The organism is Luteimonas sp. RC10 (genome assembly GCF_014192745.1).
GTDB lineage: Bacteria > Pseudomonadota > Gammaproteobacteria > Xanthomonadales > Xanthomonadaceae > Luteimonas.
Genome location: NZ_JACHYJ010000007.1, coordinates 46,131 through 59,042, shown reverse-complemented (window position 1 = coordinate 59,042; position 12,912 = coordinate 46,131). Strand labels below are relative to the sequence as shown.

The window sequence follows — 12,912 nt, the reverse complement described above, 5'->3', positions numbered from 1 at the left end:
CATCTCCCGCTAGAAACGTCGCGCGCCTCGAACTCAGTGCGTTGTACGGGTTCCCGCGGCTACCGGTCCAGCCGCAGCTCGACCCAGGCCGGCGCGTGATCGCTGGGCCGGTCCCAGGTGCGCGGTTCGCGGTCGATGCCTGAGGCCAGCGCGCGGTCGCGCAGGGCGTCGGAGACCAGCGTCAGGTCGATGCGCAGGCCCAGGTCGCGGCGGAACGCGGCCTGACGGTAGTCCCACCAGCTGAACATCCCGCCCTGCGCGTGATGCAGGCGGAACGCGTCGTGCAGGCCCAGCGCCTGCAGCCGGCGCAGTGCGTCGCGCTCGGCGCTCGAGGTGAGGATGTGGCTGTCGTTCCAGACTTCGGGGTCGTGCACGTCGCGCGCATCGGGTGCGATGTTGAAGTCGCCCAGCACCACCAGGTGCGGGTGGATCGCCAGTTCGCGCGCGACCCAGTCGTGCACCGCCTCGAGCCAGCGCAGCTTGTAGGCGTACTTCTCGGTGCCCACGTCCTGGCCGTTGACGACGTACAGGTCGATCACGCGCACGCCGTCGATCGTCGCGGCGATCACGCGCTTCTGGTCGTCCTCGAAGCCGGGAATGCCGATCTGCACGTCGGCGATCGCACGCTCGCGCGCCAGCAACGCGACGCCGTTGTAGGTCTTCTGGCCGGAGAACACGCTGCGATAGCCGAGTGCGGCGAGCGCCGAGTCGGGGAACTTCGCATCCTCGAGCTTGGTTTCCTGGAGCCCGACGATGTCCGGCTGCGTCTCGCGCAGCCACTGTTCGAGGTGCGGCAGGCGGACATTGAGCGAATTGACGTTCCAGCTGGCGATCTTCATTCAGTGCTTCACTTGTCGATGTCTTGGAGAGGCTGGGGCCTGGTGCGGCAACGCGAAAGCGACATCCTATGCGTCAAGTACGATAAGGCATAATTATCGGGATTGGCTAATAATTTAGAAATATGCGCTGATTCCGATATTGCCAACTTATTGCGATTGGCGCATAGTCTTGAGCCAAGGAGACTGCGATGCACGACCTGGCCCGTACCCCCAAGCAGCTCGGCACCACCATCCGCCGCAACCGTAAGCGCCTTGCCATGAGCCAGCGCGCGCTGGGCGAGCGCGTCGGCCTGCGACAGGAGACGATCTCGTTGATCGAGACCGGCAATCCGGCGACCCGGCTCGACACGGTGCTCGCCGTGCTGGCGGCACTCGATCTGGAACTGCGGATCGCTGCCCGCAGCCGTGGCGCCGATCCCTTGGATCTGGTCTGAGCATGGCCAGGGCACGCCGGCATCCGCCGCTACGCGTCTACCAGAACGACCGCTTGGTCGGACATCTGCAAAAAGAGCCCAGCGGCGCGATCGAGTTCCGTTACGACCGCGCGTGGCTGGACCGCGGCAGCAAGGCCTTCCCGGTCTCGCTGTCGCTGCCTTTGCGCGAGGACCCCTGGCGGGGCGAGCCGGTCGTCGCGGTATTCGAGAACCTGTTGCCGGACTCGGACGAGCTACGTAAGCGCGTGGCCGAGAAGGTTGGTGCTGCCGGCATCGATGCCTACAGCCTGCTGGCCGAGATCGGCCGGGACTGCATCGGCGCCCTGCAGTTCATCGTCGGTGATGCGGCGCCGATCGATACGTCGCAGCTTTCGGGCGAAGCGGTCGACGAGGCGGCCATCGAACAGCTGCTCAAATCGCTGGCGCAGGCCCCGTTGGGGCTGCGCCGGGACGACGACTTCCGGATCTCGGTTGCGGGCGCGCAGGAGAAGACCGCGCTGCTGCAGTTGGACGGACAATGGCTGAAGCCGCACGGCACCACGCCGACCACGCATCTGATCAAGCCGCAGATCGGCCAATTGCCCAATGGCATCGATCTGTCCAACAGCGTCGAGAACGAGTTCTACTGCCTCCGTTTGCTCGGCCACCTCGGTTTGCCGGTCGCTCATGCGGAGATAGTGACTTTTGGTCAGACAAAGGCGTTGGTCGTCCAGCGTTTCGACCGCGTCTGGAGTCAGGGCCGCCTGATTCGCCTGCCGCAGGAGGATTGCTGCCAGGCGTTGTCCGTTCCGCCGGCGCGCAAATATCAGAGTCACGGCGGTCCTGGCTTCGTGGCAATCGCGGACCTGTTGAAGGGCGCCGATGCGCCCGTCGACGATCACCGCACATTGCTCCAGGCGCAATTGATCTTCTGGCTGATTGGTGCAACTGACGGCCATGCCAAGAACTTCAGCATCTTCCTGCACCCGGGCGGCGGCTACGCGCTGACGCCGCTGTACGACGTGCTCTCGGCGCAGCTCAGCCTCGATGCGAGACAGATCGAACGCAAGCAGATGAAGCTCGCCATGTCGCTCGGCAACAACCACCACTACCGCATCGACGAGATCCAAGCCCGGCATTTCTTCCAGACGGGTGACGCGGCGGGACTGCCGCCCTCGCTGGTGCGCCATGCGATCGAAGACATCGGCGCCCGAATGGATACCGCGCTGGCGTCGCTCGAACGCGAACTGCCCTCGGACTTTCCGGCGGCGCTGCACGCGTCCGTCAGCGGAGGCATTGGACGCCGGATGCGCGGACTGCTGGCGGGTCTGAAGAGCTAGGCCGCATGCAGCGGCGTGGCACTGCTGCACCCGGCCGTGCCGTGGCGCCCTGCATCGCCGACAGCCGGTTCGCGCCCTGCGGTTCAGCGAATGACGCGCCGGCCGCTCAACGCGCGCTGCCCAATGCGTGCATGCGCAGCGTGGCGGTGGTGCCGCCGCCCGGCGCCGAGTCGATCTCCAGCGCCCAGCCCAGGTGTTCGCAGACTCGTGCGATCAGTTCCAGGCCGATGCCGTCGCCCACGGGGGCCGCGCTGCGCGCCATGCGCGAGTAGATCGTGCTGATCTGCTCGGGCGACATGCCGTGGCCGGGGTCGCGGATGACGACGGTCGCATCGGCAGACAGGGCGATCTCGATCCGGCCGTCGTCGCTGTGTTCGATTGCATTGCGCAGCAGGTTGCCCACCGTCGCGCTGACCACACCCGGTGGCGCGAGGATCGTGCATGGCTGCGGCGCGTGCAGGACGATCTCCAGGGCCTTGTCGCGGGTGAGGTGGCGGTGGTCGTCGATGATCGCCGGCAGCAACGCCGACAGTTCGATCGGGTGGCCGGCCTGCAGCAGGCGGGCCGGATCCTTCGCCAGTGCCAGCAGCAGCGCGATCAGGCGGTCCATGTCGTCGGCGGTATGGCGGATGCGTCGAAGCTGGTGGGCGGTTGCCGCGGGGATGTCGGGGACGGCGAGCGCGAGTTCTGCCGCGCCCGACATCACCGCCACCGGTGTGCGCAGTTCATGGCTGGCAGTGCGGATGAACGCGCGCTCGCGTTCGACGAAGTGCTCGTTGCGCTGCAGGTAATCGTTGAGCGCGGCGGCGATGACCTCCAGTTCCGAGCTGGCCTGCGGCCCGGGCACGACGCGTTGTCCTGTCCGGTCGGGCGAGAGCGCGGCGATATCGCGCGCCAGCGTCGTCAACGGGCGCAGGGCGCGTCCCAGGCCCACCGCCATCACCGCACCCATCAGCAGCACGAGCAGCACCGACGAGCCGAGGATGAACAGCGTCAGCCGGTCCTCCTCGCGCTCCATCTCGGTGATGTCCAGCGTGAGCACGTGGCGCAGGCCGTCGACATGGTCGACCAACACCAAGATCTCCGTGCCGTCGGCGAGTTCGACCTCGTCGTGGATGCCGTCGGGCAGCCCGTGCGTCTCGGGCGGCGCGCTGGCGTCGCCCACGTACAGGCGCAGGCTGTCCGAATCGCTCCAGCGGTAATGCGGGTCGCTGGCGCGCCGCTCGAGGTGGCGGGCGAACTCGGTGCGCAGCATCGAATCCCATAGCAGGCGTTCGGCGTACTCGTTGACCAGGAAGCCGTGCAGCGACACGGCCGCTGCCAGCAGCAGCGCGTAGGCCGCCAGCCAGTAGAGGATGCGGGTGCGCAGGCTGCGGGTCCGGCTCATCCGGGCAGGCACGCATCGGTCGGTGCGACGAGCCGGTAGCCGTAGCGCGGGAGAGTGCGGATCAGCTTGACCGCGAATGGGCCGTCGACGCTGCGGCGCAGGTCGTAGACATGCGAGCGCAGCATGTCGCCATCGGGCGGTGCGTCACCCCACAGCGCATGTTCGAGCAACCGGCGTTCGACCGCTGCCGGGCTGGCCTGCATCAGCGTCTCGAGCAGTTTGCGCCCGGCCGGGTACAGGTGCAGGACCTGGCCGGCGCGTGTGGCCTCCAGCGTGTCCAGGTCCAGGCGCAGGTCGTGGATCTGCAGCGCGCGTAGGCTGCGCCGGCCGCGTGCACGCGCGAGCACGGCATCGAGCCGGACCTCGAGTTCGGGCAGGGCGAAGGGCTTGGTCAGGTAGTCGTCGGCGCCGGCGCGGAAGCCGACGAGCTTGTCGTGCAGGTCGTCGCGCGCGGTGAGCATGATCACCGGTGTGTCGATCGCATGTTCGCGCAGCCGCTGCAGCAGCGTGCAGCCGTCCAGCCGCGGCAGCATCCAGTCCAGGATGATCGCGTCGTAGCGTTGGGTCACCGCCAGGTGCAGGCCGACGATGCCGTCCGGTGCGGCGTCCATCTCATGACCACGCGGTTCGAAGTATTCGAACAGGTTGCCGACGAGGTTGCGGTTGTCCTCGACCACGAGCAGTCGCATCGGTCCTTCCCACGGCGTCGAGTCCGGCATTCGCGTCCGATGATACGGCCGGCGGCCGCGGCGTTACGACAGATTTCCGACATCTTTCCCATACGCTTCCGACAGGCCGCTGGTGATCCTGTCGCCACCGCCCCTCTCCTGGGTGGATGGAATCGGCGATGACCAGGCTGCTCGGGGCGCTTGCCCGGCTCCGCCCCGTTCTGGGGATCTGCGCGCTTGCCCTGCTGCTGCTGAGCCTGTCGCGGCTGGGCCTGGCGGGCTGGCACCATGCCCGAGTCACTGCGGTCGACGGCTGGGCGCCGGTGCTGTTGCAGGGCCTGCGCGTGGACATCGCCAGCGTCTGCCTGCTGTTCGGCCCGCTCGCCGCACTGCTGATGCTGCTGCCCGCGGGCATGTTCGCCTGGCGCGCGGTGCGCGGCGTGGCCGTCGTGTGGCTGGTCGCGGGCTTCACACTGCTGGCCAACCTGGAGTTGGCGACCCCGGGCTTCATGCAGGAGTACGGGCTGCGTCCTAATCGGTTGTTCATCGAATACCTGGTGTATCCGCGCGAAGTGCTGTCGATGCTGGTCGGCGGCCGCCCGCTGGAATGCATCGCGGTGCTGGTGCTGACCGGTCTCGCGGCCTGGGGCAGCGCCCGCCTGGTGCGCCGTTGCTGGCCGCCGGATGACGTGCCGCTGCCCGGACTGCCGGTGCGCGCGGTGCTGGCGCTGCTGGTGCTCGCGCTCGCAGCGCTGGGGGTGCGCTCGACCCTGGGGCATCGGCCGATGAACCCCGCGATGCTGGCCTTCAGCAGCGATCCCACGGTCAACACGTTGCCCTTGAACTCGTTCTATTCGCTGGGCGACGCGGTGCGCGGCTGGCTGCGCCACGAGGACAGCGCGCAGGCGTTGTATGGCGAATTGCCCGATGCGGAGGTGCTCGCGACGGTGCGCCGCGACACCGGCCTGCCGGCGGCCGCGTTCGCCGATCCGGCGATCCCCACGCTCGCTGCGCGCACGCCCACCTGGCAGGGACGGCCGAAGAACCTCGTCATCGTGCTCGAGGAGAGCCTCGGCGCACAGTTCATCGGCAGTCTGGGCGGGCGCCCGCTGTCGCCGCACTACGACACGCTCTCGCGTCAGGGCTGGGCGTTCACCCACCTCTATGCGACCGGCACGCGTTCGGTGCGGGGTATCGAGGCGGTCGTCGCCGGGTTCGCGCCAACGCCGGCGCAGGCGGTGGTCAAGCGGCAACGCAGCCAGCATGGCTTCTTCACCCTGGCCGAGGTGCTGCGCCGGCGCGGTTACGACACCACGTTCTACTACGGCGGCGAGAGTCACTTCGACAACATGCGCGGGTTCTTCCTGGGCAATGGCTTCGGTCGGGTGATCGAGCAGCGCGACTACCGCAACCCGACCTTCGTCGGTGCCTGGGGCGTGTCGGACGAGGATCTGCTCGCGCGCGCCGACAGCGAGTTCGCGCGCCTGCATGCCGAGGGCCGGCCATTCTTCGGCTTCGTGTTCACCTCGAGCAATCACGACCCCTTCGAGTTCCCCGAAGGGCGCATCGCACCCTACGAGCAGCCGTTGCACACGCGCGACAACGCCGCCAAGTACGCCGACCACGCGCTGGGCGGGTTCTTCGCGCGCGCGATGGCCAGCGATTACTGGCGCGACACCGTCTTTCTGGTCGTGGCCGACCACGACTCGCGGGTGTTCGGCCGCGACCTGGTGCCGATCGACAATTTCCACATCCCCGGGCTGATCCTCGGCGGAGGCATCGCGCCGCGCCGCGACGATCGCATCGCCAGCCAGATCGACCTGGGGCCGACGCTGCTGTCGCTGATCGGCATCGGCGATGCCACGCCGATGACCGGCCGCGACCTCTCCGATCCGCACATCAGCCTGCCGGGGCGGGCGCTGATGCAGTACGACCGCAACTTCGCCTGGCTGCAGGGCGAGGACGTGGTGGTGTTCCAGCCGGACAAGCCGCCGAGCCAGTACCGCTACACGCCCGGGACCGGGGTGCTGCGTCCGACCGCGCTGTCGCCGGCGCTGGCCCGGCAGGCGCATGCCCAGGCGCTGTGGGGCTCGCTCGCCTACGACCGCGGCTGGTACCGGCTGCCGTCCGCGCGCTGAGCCCTCGCGCAGGCGCCGGTCCCGGGCGCAGGCGCGGATCGCAGCGCCGCGGCCTCTGTGCGAGGGGGCAAAGCCGTGCCCGGGCAGGCATACTCGCGCGATGAACTTGCGCCCCTATCGCAACATCGCGCCGCAGCTCGGCGCCCGCGTCTATGTCGATCCGGCCGCGACCGTGATCGGCGACGTGCATCTGGGCGACGACGTCTCGGTCTGGCCCGGCACGGTGATCCGCGGCGACGTCAACCACGTGCGCATCGGCGCGCGTACCAGCGTGCAGGACGGCACCGTGATCCACGTCAGTCACGCCGGCCCGCATGCCAAGCTCGGCGGCTTTGCGACCATCGTCGGCAACGACGTCACCGTCGGCCACAAGGCGATCCTTCATGCCTGCACGATCGGCGACGCGGTGCTGGTGGGCATGGGCGCGATCGTGCTCGACGGCGTCGTGATCGGCCGCCACGCGATGATCGGCGCCGGCGCGGTGGTGCCGCCGGGCCGGGAGATCGGCGAGGGCGAGCTGTGGGTCGGCAATCCGGCGCGCTGCGTGCGCCGGCTCACCGAGGCGCAGATCGAGGGGCTACGCTACAGCGCGGCGCACTACGTCCGGCTCAAGGACGAGTATCTGGCCGCGATGGCGGCCTGAGCGGGACGACGTACGACGCATGAGCGATACGGAGCAGGGGCGCAGGGAGGCCGCGACAGCTGCGCGCACGCAGGCGCCCATGGCCCTGCTCGACACCGTGCGCGAGGTGCACACGCCCGAGGGTGTGGCCTTGCAACTGCCGGCGGCCGGCCCGGTGCCGCGTGCGGTCGCCTGGCTGATCGACCTGGGCATCCGCGGCGCGCTGCTGCTGGCCGCGGCGATCGTGCTCGGTCTGCTGGGCCGGGTCGGCTCGGGCGTCTACATGGTCACGCTGTTCGTGATCTTCTGGGGCTACCCGGTGCTGTTCGAGGCCCTGGCCGGCGGCCGCACCCCCGGCAAGCGCGCGCTGTCATTGCGCGTGGTCTCGGCCGATGGCGCGCCGATCGGCTGGATGGCCAGCTTCGTGCGCAACCTGATGCGGACCGTCGACATGCTGCCGATGGGCTACGGCGCGGGTCTGGTGGCCTGCCTGGCCGATCCCTGGAGCCGGCGGCTGGGCGACATGGTCGCCGGCACACTGGTGATCCATGCCCCCCGCGACCGGACCTTGCCGACCGCGCTGGAGCTGCAGCCGCAGGCCCCGGCCGTGCCGCTGCAGGCGCATGAGCAGATCGCGGTGATCGCGTTCGCCGAGCGCGCGGGCACGCTCACGCCCGGGCGGCAGCAGGAACTGGCCGACGTGGTCGCACCGGTGACCGGTGCGCGCGGCGAGGTGGGCGTGCTGCGCCTGCTGGGCATCGCGAACTGGCTGCTGGGGCGCCGCGCATGAGGCAGGACCGCTTCGTCGCCCGGCACGCGGCCGAATGGGATGCGTTCGAGCGCTGGCTCGATGCACGCGCGGCCAGCCCTTGGCGCGCACGCCGCCACCGCAGCGGCTGGGACGGCCTGAGCGACGAGGAGATCCCCTCGCGCTACCGCCGGCTGTGCCAGCAACAGGCGCTCGCGCGCCGGCGCGGCTACAGCCCGCAGCTCACCGCCCGGCTGCAGGCGCTGATGCAGCGCGGCCACGCGGTGATGTATCGCCCGCCGCCGCCGCCCTGGCGGCGCGCGCTGCTGTTCCTGCTGGCCGAGTTCCCGCGCCTGGTGCGCGCCCAGCGCGGTTGCCTGTGGGCATCGCTGGCCTTGTTCGCATTGCCGATGGCGCTGTTGTTCGCGCTGGTGCTGCGGTGGCCGGAGCTGGCCTATACGGTGCTCTCGCCGTCGCAACTGGCGCAGATGGAATCGATGTACGACCCGGCGGGAGCGGACATGGCCTTCCAGCGTTCGGGCCAGACCGATGTGCAGATGTTCGGCTACTACATCTGGAACAACGTCAGTATCGGGTTCCGCACCTTTGCCAGCGGGCTGCTGGCGGGCGTGGGCACGATCTTCGTGCTGCTGTTCAACGGCGTGTTCTTCGGCGTCGTCGCCGGCCACCTGCAGGCGATCGGCCATGGCGGCCCGTTCTGGCGCTTCGTGGTCGGCCATTCGGCGCCCGAGCTCACCGCGATCGTGATCGCCGGGGCCGGCGGCCTGCGGCTGGGCCTGGCACTGGTCGCACCGGGCCCGTTGCGGCGGGTCGATGCGCTGGTGCAGGCCGGACGCGATGGCGGCCGGCTGTGCATCGGCATCCTGGTGCTGCTGGTGTTCGCGGCGTTCGTGGAGGCGTTCTGGTCATCGACCGGGTCGATTCCCGATCCGGTGCGCTTCGGGGTCGGCGGCGGGCTGTGGTTGCTGGTCCTGCTGTGGCTGTGGCGTGGTGGGCGTGGAGGCGTGGATGCGCGTTGAGTCGGTCCAGGTCGAGCTGCGCCCGCGGACCGGCTGGGAAGCGATGGAACTGGGCAACGCGCTGGTGCGCCGGCATGCGGCTGCGATCTGGGGGCCGTGGCTGGCGTGCGCGCTGCCGCTGTTTGTCGCGGTCAACGCCGCGGCCTGGGCGATCGACCGTCTCTGGCTGGCGACGCTGGCGCTGTGGTGGCTGACGCCGCTGCTCGACCGGATTCCGTTGTTCGTGCTCTCGCGCGCCGTGTTCGGCGCCGCGCCGCGACTGCGGCAGACGCTCGCCGCGCAACTGCGCTGGGGCTGGCGGCCGCTGCTCGGGTACCTGACCTGGCGGCGGTTCAGTCCGTGGCGGACGGTGGCGCTGCCGGTCGCATTGCTCGAAGGTCTGACCGGACCGGCGCTGGCGCAGCGCCGGCGCCTGCTGGTCGACGGCGTCGGCGGGCATGCGCTGTTGCTGGCCATCATCGGTCAGCTGTTCGTCGGCGTGCTGGTGCTGTCGCTGGTCTCGCTGGTGCTGCTGTTCGTGCCGGCCGAGCTGCTGTCGGAGTCGGCGCGCGCGATGTGGGCGCTGATCACCCAGCAGCCCCCGCGCTGGGCGCAGGTGCTGGGCAATCTGGCGCTGTGGCTGGCGATCGGTCTGGTCGCGCCGTTCCAGGTCGGCGCCGGGTTCGGGCTGTACCTCAACCGGCGCACGCAGTTGGAGGCCTGGGACCTGGAGATCGCGTTCCGGCGGGTGCGTGCGCGGATCGCACCGGCAGCCTCGACCGTCGCGGTCGCGCTGTTGGCGGGCCTGCTGCTGGCCGCCGGGCCCTCGCAGGCGCAACAGGCCCCGGCCGACGACCCGCTGGCGCCGACCAAGACCTGGACGCCCGAGGACCGGGACCGGCAGCGCGAGCCGGACGCCTCGGCGGTTTCGCTGCAGGACGTGTTCGACGACCAGTTCGCGCAGGAGGCGGACTTCGGCCAGTCCGTCGAGCGCGCCTATGCCGATCCCCTGCTCGACAACCGGCGGATCGAGCGGCGCTGGCAGCCCAAGACGCGCGAGGACAAGGCGCGCGATCGCAGCAGCACGCTCGATCCGGGGGTGTTCGCGGCGATTGCACAGGTGCTCGCACTGATCGCCGAGTACGGGCTGTGGATCGTGTTCGGCCTGATCGTGCTGGCCCTGGCGTTGACCGCACGCCGCTGGTGGCCGTGGATGCGCGACGGGCTCGCCGCACCGGACGCGCCCAGCGAGATCGTCGTCGATGCGGCGCCGCCGCTGCCCGAGGCCTTGCCAGACGATCTGGTGACGAGCGCGCGGGCGCTGTGGCGCGCGGGCCAGCGGCGGCGTGCGCTGGCGCTGCTCTACCGCGGCAGCGTCGAGGCGATGGCCGAACGGGCCGGGGTGACCCTGGTCCCGGGCGCGACCGAGGCGCAGTGCCTGCGCGCATCGCGGCGTCTGCCCGAGGCCGGCGACCGTGACGCGTTCGCGGGCATGGTGCGGGTCTGGCAGCGCGCCGCGTACGGCGGGCGGTTGCCCGATGACGAGGGCTTCGAGGCGCTGGTCGCCCAGTTGGCGCCGCGTTTCGGGTGGGCGTCCTGATGGGCTGGCGGGCGCGCATCGGACTGGGAGTGCTGGCGGCCCTCGTGCTCGCGCTGAGCGTGGCGTGGTTCCTGCACACCCACGAGCGCGTGGACGAGGAGCGCACGCTGCCGCCGCGCGGCGAGGCGGCCTACAACCCGCTGTACGCCTTGCGCCAGGCGCTGCGTGAGGCCGGGGTGCCGGCACAATCGCGCCAGCGCCTGCGCCTGGACACGATCGCGCTGGGGCCGCGCGACACGCTGCTGGTCTACGGCGATCCGGGGGCGATGACGCCGGCCGAGATCACGACCGTGGTCGACTGGGTCGACGGCGGCGGTCATCTGGTGGTGCGCACGCCGCCGCCGCGGCTGCGCGACGGGGCGACGCGGCCGCGGACCTTGCTCGGCGAACTGGGCGTGCAACTGGTCGACGGCCCGGGGGGCTGCGAGCACCTGCGGATCGAGGGCCAGCCGCCGCATACCGAATTCTGCAGCGGCAGCCGCTTCCAGCTCGACGCAGTCGAGCCGTGGCTGGCCTGGGGCGACCCGGACGGCCATCTCGCCTATGCCCGCTTCGCCTACGGCGAGGGCTGGGTCGATGTGCTGGCCGACATGGACTTCCTCGCCAACGACGCGTTGCGCGAGGGCCCGCACTGGATGCTCGCGCGCCAGGTGCTGGCGCCGAACTGGGGCGAGGGCGCTGTGCACCTGGTCTACGCGGCCAGCGTGCCGCCGCTGTGGTACCTGCTGCTGACGCGCGGCTGGATGGCCTGGGGGCCGCTGCTGCTGGCGCTGGCCGCCTGGTTGTGGATGCGCACGCAGCGGTTGGGCCCGTTGCGGCCGTCGCCGCCGGCCGCGCGGCGCGCGCTGCTCGAACACGTGCGCGCCAGCGGCGAGCACCTGGTGCGCTACGGCCGTGCGCCGTTGCTTTACGAGGCGGTCCGCGAGGCATTCCTGGCGCGCCTGCGCCGGCGCGACCCGCTCGCCGCCTCGCTCGAGGGCGAGGCCCGCGACCAGGCCATTGCCGCGCGCACCGGCCTGTCCCCGCGCGAGGTCCGCCAGGCCCTGCTTGCGCCCCGTCCCGACGATGCGAAGGCGTTGCGCCAGCGCATCGCCCGCCTGATCCAGATGCGATCGAACCTCACGAGACCCCGACCATGAGCGAACTGCCTGTGTCCCCGCCCGCGCCGATCACCGGCGATGCCCTCGCCGAACGCGTCGCCGCTGTCCGCGACGAGGTCGCCAAGGCCTTCATCGGCCAGCCCGAGGTGCTCGACCAGATCCTGGTCGCCCTGCTCGCCGGCGGCCACGTGCTGCTCGAAGGCGTGCCGGGCCTGGGCAAGACGCTGCTGGTGCGTGCGCTGGCGACCGCGCTGGGCTGCAACTTCGCGCGCGTGCAGTTCACGCCCGACCTGATGCCCAGCGATGTCAGCGGCCATGCCGTGTGGGATACCAAGAGCGAGACTTTCGTCGTGCGCCGCGGGCCGATCTTCACCAACCTGCTGCTGGCCGACGAGATCAACCGTGCACCGGCCAAGACCCAGTCCGCGCTGCTGGAGGCGATGCAGGAACAGCAGGTCACGATCGAGGGCCACAGCTTCGAGCTGCCACCGCCGTTCATGACCCTGGCCACGCAGAACCCGGTGGAGCAGGAGGGCACGTATCCGTTGCCCGAGGCGCAGCTCGATCGCTTCCTGCTCAAGGTGCTGATCGATTACCCCGAGCACGAAGACGAGGTCGCGATGGTGACCGCGATCAGCGGCGGCAAGGTCGCCGCCGATTTCGACCTTTCGCAACTGACGACGGTGCTGGCGCCGGGCGAGATCGTCGCGTTGCAGCAGGGCACGGCGGCGACCGTCGTCGATGCCGCGGTCGTCGACTACGCGGTGCGCATCGCCGGTGCGACGCGGCGATGGCCGGGCATCGCGCTGGGCGCCGGTCCCCGCGGCAGCCTGGCGCTGATCCGCGCCGGGCGCGCACAGGCGGTGCTGGCCGGGCGCGATTTCGTGACGCCCGACGACATCCGCGAGATCGCCACGCCCGCGCTGCGCCATCGCATCGCGCTCGCGCCGGAACTGCAGATCGAAGGTCAGGATGCCGACCAAGTGCTGCAGGCGGTGCTGGCCAAGGTCGACGCGCCGCGCCGATGACCTCGGGCGT

At 70.4% G+C, this 12,912-nt stretch carries 12 protein-coding genes; 9 read left to right on the top strand and 3 right to left on the bottom strand.

Annotated features, from left to right (window positions below; all coding sequences use genetic code 11):
* Positions 1-59 precede the first annotated feature (59 nt).
* A complete protein-coding gene (xth, locus tag FHW73_RS12950) occupies positions 60-839 on the bottom strand; it encodes an exodeoxyribonuclease III (RefSeq protein WP_183427163.1) in 780 nt (259 codons plus the stop codon).
* Positions 840-1,027: 188 nt separating this feature from the next.
* On the opposite strand from xth, the gene FHW73_RS12945 reads away from it, so the two are divergent.
* On the top strand, positions 1,028-1,273 hold the full coding sequence (locus FHW73_RS12945) for a helix-turn-helix domain-containing protein (protein ID WP_183427162.1): 246 nt from the start codon (positions 1,028-1,030) through the stop codon (positions 1,271-1,273).
* A gap of 2 nt (positions 1,274-1,275) precedes the next feature.
* The gene (locus FHW73_RS12940) at positions 1,276-2,592 is read left to right on the top strand and encodes a type II toxin-antitoxin system HipA family toxin (protein WP_183427161.1); all 1,317 of its coding nucleotides are present in this window, start codon (positions 1,276-1,278) and stop codon (positions 2,590-2,592) included.
* Positions 2,593-2,698: 106 nt separating this feature from the next.
* On the opposite strand, the gene FHW73_RS12935 is transcribed toward FHW73_RS12940, so the two are convergent.
* Positions 2,699-3,979, bottom strand: coding sequence for a HAMP domain-containing sensor histidine kinase (locus tag FHW73_RS12935; protein ID WP_183427160.1), 1,281 nt, complete (start codon positions 3,977-3,979; stop codon positions 2,699-2,701).
* On the bottom strand, positions 3,976-4,668 hold the full coding sequence (locus tag FHW73_RS12930) for a response regulator transcription factor (RefSeq protein WP_183427159.1): 693 nt from the start codon (positions 4,666-4,668) through the stop codon (positions 3,976-3,978). The genes FHW73_RS12935 and FHW73_RS12930 overlap by 4 nt, the downstream gene beginning before the upstream one ends.
* Positions 4,669-4,826: 158 nt before the next feature.
* Here FHW73_RS12930 and FHW73_RS12925 point away from each other — a divergent pair, with 158 nt between their 5' ends.
* The 7 genes from FHW73_RS12925 to FHW73_RS12895 all read left to right on the top strand — a co-directional run bounded on the left by FHW73_RS12925 (position 4,827) and on the right by FHW73_RS12895 (position 12,902).
* Complete coding sequence (locus FHW73_RS12925; RefSeq protein WP_183427158.1) at positions 4,827-6,785, top strand: LTA synthase family protein; 1,959 nt, start codon at positions 4,827-4,829, stop codon at positions 6,783-6,785.
* A gap of 100 nt (positions 6,786-6,885) precedes the next feature.
* Entirely contained in the window at positions 6,886-7,428 is a 543-nt protein-coding gene (locus FHW73_RS12920) for a gamma carbonic anhydrase family protein (RefSeq protein ID WP_183427157.1), read from the top strand.
* 19 nt (positions 7,429-7,447) lie between these two features.
* Complete coding sequence (locus tag FHW73_RS12915) at positions 7,448-8,197, top strand: RDD family protein (protein WP_183427156.1); 750 nt, start codon at positions 7,448-7,450, stop codon at positions 8,195-8,197.
* The gene (locus tag FHW73_RS12910) at positions 8,194-9,195 is read left to right on the top strand and encodes a stage II sporulation protein M (protein ID WP_183427155.1); all 1,002 of its coding nucleotides are present in this window, start codon (positions 8,194-8,196) and stop codon (positions 9,193-9,195) included. The genes FHW73_RS12915 and FHW73_RS12910 overlap by 4 nt, the downstream gene beginning before the upstream one ends.
* On the top strand, positions 9,185-10,774 hold the full coding sequence (locus FHW73_RS12905; protein ID WP_183427154.1) for a DUF4129 domain-containing protein: 1,590 nt from the start codon (positions 9,185-9,187) through the stop codon (positions 10,772-10,774). The genes FHW73_RS12910 and FHW73_RS12905 overlap by 11 nt, the downstream gene beginning before the upstream one ends.
* Positions 10,775-10,803: 29 nt before the next feature.
* The gene (locus FHW73_RS12900) at positions 10,804-11,913 is read left to right on the top strand and encodes a DUF4350 domain-containing protein (RefSeq protein ID WP_345776184.1); all 1,110 of its coding nucleotides are present in this window, start codon (positions 10,804-10,806) and stop codon (positions 11,911-11,913) included.
* Positions 11,910-12,902 carry a MoxR family ATPase gene (locus FHW73_RS12895; RefSeq protein ID WP_183427153.1) on the top strand — a complete coding sequence of 331 codons (993 nt, stop codon included), beginning with the start codon at positions 11,910-11,912 and terminating at the stop codon, positions 12,900-12,902. The genes FHW73_RS12900 and FHW73_RS12895 overlap by 4 nt, the downstream gene beginning before the upstream one ends.
* The last annotated feature ends 10 nt before the right edge of the window (positions 12,903-12,912 follow it).

Coding starts and splice junctions, on each gene's coding strand:
- xth (WP_183427163.1), bottom strand. CDS start 839: ATGAAGATCGCCAGCTGGAACGTCAATTCGCTCAATGTCCGCCTGCCG.
- FHW73_RS12945 (WP_183427162.1), top strand. CDS start 1,028: ATGCACGACCTGGCCCGTACCCCCAAGCAGCTCGGCACCACCATCCGC.
- FHW73_RS12940 (WP_183427161.1), top strand. CDS start 1,276: ATGGCCAGGGCACGCCGGCATCCGCCGCTACGCGTCTACCAGAACGAC.
- FHW73_RS12935 (WP_183427160.1), bottom strand. CDS start 3,979: ATGAGCCGGACCCGCAGCCTGCGCACCCGCATCCTCTACTGGCTGGCG.
- FHW73_RS12930 (WP_183427159.1), bottom strand. CDS start 4,668: ATGCGACTGCTCGTGGTCGAGGACAACCGCAACCTCGTCGGCAACCTG.
- FHW73_RS12925 (WP_183427158.1), top strand. CDS start 4,827: ATGACCAGGCTGCTCGGGGCGCTTGCCCGGCTCCGCCCCGTTCTGGGG.
- FHW73_RS12920 (WP_183427157.1), top strand. CDS start 6,886: ATGAACTTGCGCCCCTATCGCAACATCGCGCCGCAGCTCGGCGCCCGC.
- FHW73_RS12915 (WP_183427156.1), top strand. CDS start 7,448: ATGAGCGATACGGAGCAGGGGCGCAGGGAGGCCGCGACAGCTGCGCGC.
- FHW73_RS12910 (WP_183427155.1), top strand. CDS start 8,194: ATGAGGCAGGACCGCTTCGTCGCCCGGCACGCGGCCGAATGGGATGCG.
- FHW73_RS12905 (WP_183427154.1), top strand. CDS start 9,185: ATGCGCGTTGAGTCGGTCCAGGTCGAGCTGCGCCCGCGGACCGGCTGG.
- FHW73_RS12895 (WP_183427153.1), top strand. CDS start 11,910: ATGAGCGAACTGCCTGTGTCCCCGCCCGCGCCGATCACCGGCGATGCC.